The sequence below is a fragment of the Edaphosphingomonas laterariae genome (assembly GCF_900188165.1).
Lineage (GTDB): Bacteria > Pseudomonadota > Alphaproteobacteria > Sphingomonadales > Sphingomonadaceae > Sphingomonas_E > Sphingomonas_E laterariae.
This window is the reverse complement of the sequence record NZ_FZOS01000067.1, coordinates 1-4,010: the sequence shown is the minus strand read 5'-3', so window position 1 is coordinate 4,010 and position 4,010 is coordinate 1. Positions and strand designations below refer to the sequence as shown.

General features: G+C 62.2%; 5 protein-coding genes. 2 read left to right on the top strand and 3 right to left on the bottom strand.

Annotated features, from left to right (window positions below):
• Positions 1 to 363: CHAD domain-containing protein (locus tag CHB74_RS21265; protein ID WP_144033902.1), on the top strand; the 363-nt coding region annotated here is incomplete at its 5' end.
• Between the two features lie 86 nt (positions 364 to 449).
• Positions 450 to 917, top strand: a complete 468-nt coding sequence (locus tag CHB74_RS21260) for a hypothetical protein (protein ID WP_089221455.1) — start codon at positions 450 to 452, stop codon at positions 915 to 917.
• Between the two features lie 20 nt (positions 918 to 937).
• On the opposite strand, the gene CHB74_RS21255 is transcribed toward CHB74_RS21260, so the two are convergent.
• The 3 genes from CHB74_RS21255 to CHB74_RS21240 all read right to left on the bottom strand — a co-directional run.
• Positions 938 to 1,519, bottom strand: coding sequence for a hypothetical protein (locus CHB74_RS21255; protein WP_089221454.1), 582 nt, complete (start codon positions 1,517 to 1,519; stop codon positions 938 to 940).
• 407 nt (positions 1,520 to 1,926) lie between these two features.
• Complete coding sequence (locus CHB74_RS21245) at positions 1,927 to 2,928, bottom strand: L,D-transpeptidase (RefSeq protein WP_089221452.1); 1,002 nt, start codon at positions 2,926 to 2,928, stop codon at positions 1,927 to 1,929.
• A gap of 200 nt (positions 2,929 to 3,128) precedes the next feature.
• Positions 3,129 to 4,010: GH36-type glycosyl hydrolase domain-containing protein (locus CHB74_RS21240; protein ID WP_425442330.1), on the bottom strand; the 882-nt coding region annotated here is incomplete at its 5' end.

Below are 4,010 nucleotides of genomic sequence, written 5' to 3'. Positions count from 1 at the left end.
CGGTATTGCCGCAAGGTGAAGAAGGGTGGGCGCGATCTTGCCCATATCGACGACGAGACGCGCCACGAGGTCCGCAAGGACGCCAAGAAGCTGCGCTATGCGTCGGAATTCTTCGCCAGCCTGTTCGAGCGCAAGCGCGAGCGGCGCCGACACAAAAGGTTCATCAGCGCGCTGGAAAATCTCCAGGACCAGCTCGGCGCGCTCAATGATCTTGCGACCGCGCCGCAGCTATTGAAACAGCTCGGGCTTGCGGACGATCCGGATGCCGCGCGGCTGCTGGCCGAAGGCAAGCGCGAGGCGCTGCTGGAAGCGGCCGTCGATGCTCATGAGGATCTGATCGACATGAAACAGTTCTGGCGCTGAGCGTAGAAAATAGGTGCGATCCCCCCGTTTCGATTGGCGATCGCGGGCGTTACTTTGCCGCGGGCCATCCGCACTGGAGACCCTTGATGCTCAATCCCTTCCTCTTCTGGACCCGGATGATGGACGCCGGCCTCGAACTCGCCCGGACAGGGCAAAGGATGTCCGAGACGATGGCGGCATCGCACGATGTCATCGGCGCACGCTCGGGCATGATCCGGACCGCGCTGGGTTCGCCGCTCGAGGCGGATTATCGCGAACTGGCGCGCATGGTGCCGGAAAAGATCGAGGCATTCTCGAAAGCGGGTTCGGCCATCGCCACGCAATGGTGGACGATGCAGGCCGACATGCTGACCCAGGCGCAGCAGCTGGGACAGATGGCGCTCAAGGAGTGGCCGCCGACGGCTGCCGAATGGGGCGCGATGACGGAGCGGACCATCGCGCATGGCGTGCGTGCGTTCGAACGCGGCGCGGCGCTCGGTGCGGGGGCGGTGAAGCCGGTCCATGCCCGCGCCACCGCGAACGCCCGCCGCCTCAAGCGGGCAAAAGAGCCGTAATCGCTCGACCGATCCACCCGTCAGGCCGCGATCCCTATCGGCGGATGATCTGCGCGCGACGCGACCCGATCGAACAGCGGCCGTTCTCCGGCCCGTTCACGGTCCGCAACGATTGCCTCCAGCGCCGTGATGAAAGCGGCAAGCCATTGCGCATCGCCGCCCGCCCGGTGTCGAGCGAATGACTGGGCGTTCGCGAGTGCTTGCGCTCGCGCGATATCCGCGTCGTCGGCACCGAGCCGGTCGATTACTTCCTCGACATGCCGGATCTCCACCGGTGGGGCGGTTCCGGCAGCGCTCGCCAGCACGCCCAGCCATTGGGCGTCGAGATAACTGTCGGCGAAAACGCGCGCGTCGTCGACTGCCGCCGCCAGTTCGGCCATCACGCGATCAGCGGGAAGGCCGTCGCGGTAGAGTTGGTCGCGGGCGATGCCGTGAAGGGACTGGGCTTCGCTGGTCCAGTCCCAGCCGGCCCAGTCCTCATGCGGCCGGATCAGCCAGGAGCGCGACGGTGTGCGGGCGCTCGCGATACCGACCTCGATCGGGAAGGATCGACCGTGGTATGGCAGGCAGGAGGCTTCGAAGTCGATGGTGATGATGGTCATGGGATGCTCAGCAAGTTTTGAAGGAAGGCAGCTGTGGAGTGACCCTTGCTGCGCCGCCATCGGTCCCGTGTCAGTCAGAATGCCGGATAGATCGAGCCACAATGGCTTTGGACCCGCGTGGCATGGGCGCGCTGGAAGCCCGGCTTCTCATCGGCGGCTATGCTGTCGTTCGGATCCGTCATCAGGAGTCTCCGTGTCTCGAGGCCCCCGACCTGATCCTGATGCCATTCCCGCAAGACGTGATAATGACATTTGCGAGCTATGCGTTGGACAGTGCAGTCCGGCGGACGAGACGATCACTCCCCCGCGGCCTTTTCATGATTACGCTGGCCGGACGTTGACCTTATCCTTGAGCGTCTTGGCGGACTTGAGTCGAGTTGGATCGAATCAGCAATTCATGGCGAGCACTATTCCGGATCCTCACTCGTGATCACGGTGACCGATGCACCCGTGTTCCCACGCTGCAAGCTATCCGCCGTCACGATGAGCGTGGTTCCTGGCTTGAGGACCACCAGAAGTTTCTGGCGGAAGTCCTCCGGTAGTATCAGCCGCTCGCGCTCCTGCTGTGATACTTCGCCCGTCCGGGTGCTCCCGAGCAAGGGCAGATACATCCAATGCGCCCCGTGCTGATCGATGGAGGAAAGTGTAAAGGCCTGCACCCCTGAAACCTGTCCGCGGATCGCGATGGGCGCGGAACCGATCTCGACGCCATTGCGCAGGACCACGGCGCGCTCGTCGGAGGCGCTGAGAATGATGGAGACCGGTCCGGCGGACGCTTTTTCCGGCTGCCAGGTCGTAGAGAAGGCGCTCTCGAATGAAGAGGGTGAAGCTCCCCGATTTTCCAGCACATGCGGGGCAGGAGCGAAACGCGGGATATCCGCCGATTGGGTAACGATCACCGTCAATCCGAGTTGCGTGACACCATAGAGGTGTTCCGCAAAGGCGAGCGGCAACCGTATGCAGCCATGTGATGCGGGATAGCCGGGAAGATTGCCAGCATGCATGGCAATGCCGCTCCAGGTAAGCCTTTGCATGAACGGCATCGGTGCATCATCGTAGAGGTTGGATTTGTGGTCGACCTTCTTCTGCAGGATGGTGAAAATCCCGGTCGGCGTCTCATGGCCGGCGGTGCCTGATGATATGGTCGAAATACCGATCAGGACACCGTTGCGATAGACATAGGCGCGCTGCTTGCTGAGGCTGACGACGATGATGACGGGGCCTTCCGGGGCTGCTTCGGGTGCCCAGAGAAACTGTCCGGGCCGCAAATTCTGGGCGGTTGCTGCGATCGATCCTTCGTCAAGCCCTGCCTGGGCCAATGCCGGAGGAACTGCCAGGCCAAGCGCCCCCATCGCTGCGGTTGCCAGCAGGGAACGGCGCGTGAGGGGTTTGGCTGAGCTTATTGCCATGCGACGTCTCATTTATGGAACAATGTGCGGGCGGGAGGCCAAACAAAGCAGTTGGAAGATCGTCGATCAAAGCCGGAACCGGCTCATGGCGATTAAGGGCGAGCCCCATATGGTTCGGGGAGTGGAGACAGCATTTCAAACATCAAGTCAAAATTCGTAGATTACCGGATGGCGTGCGAGGAGGTGATGAGCGCCTGATTTCACGCCGGCCGAGCAAGCCGCACGAGGACGTGGCGCGTCTTCCCCTCCTCGGGGAATGGAATTCCGGGTGCATACCAATCCGCGCCATCGACGACCACCTGCGTTTGCAGTTCGAAATCGAGATCAACCTGCAGCGTCACGGCAATCGTTGCCGCCCCCCGACGGAAGGTCATCTCTGCCCGGTCCCAATCTCGCGGCAAGTTCGGGCGGATATGCAATTCATTCTGGATGAGCCGTACGCCAAGGATTTCCTCGACGGCCAGACGCCACGTCCAGGCGGCCGCACCAGTATACCAGGTCCAGCCTCCGCGACCCAGATGGGGTATCACACCCGCAATGTCGGCGGCGACTACATAAGGCTCGGTCCGGTAATGGTCCGCAGTTTCGCGGGTTGATGTGTGCCGGATCGGATTGATCCGATCGAGCAGGGACATGGCGCCGTCACCATCCCGATTGCGTGCAACCGCGATGGCGAGCCAGGCTGCGGCATGGGTATATTGCCCGCCATTCTCACGAACGCCGGGCGGATAGGCCTTGATATAGCCCGGTTCGCGTGGCGTTCGATCGAAGGCGGGATCAAGTAGCCGGATAATGTTGTCGTCATCCCGGACGAGGTGTTTTCTCGCCGATGCGATGGCCACGTCCGTCCGTTCCGGATCGCCTGCATCCGAGAGTATGGACCAGGACTGCGCGATCGAATCGATGCGACACTCCTGTTCTTCGGATGTACCCCAGGCCCTGCCGTCATCATCGAATGCGCGCAGATACCATTCGCCATCCCATGCGGATCGCTCGACGGCGGCGACGAGAGCATCGGCGCGACCGTTCGAAACATCACGAAACTCGGTTTGGCCTTCATCGAGACAGTGCCGCGTGAAATT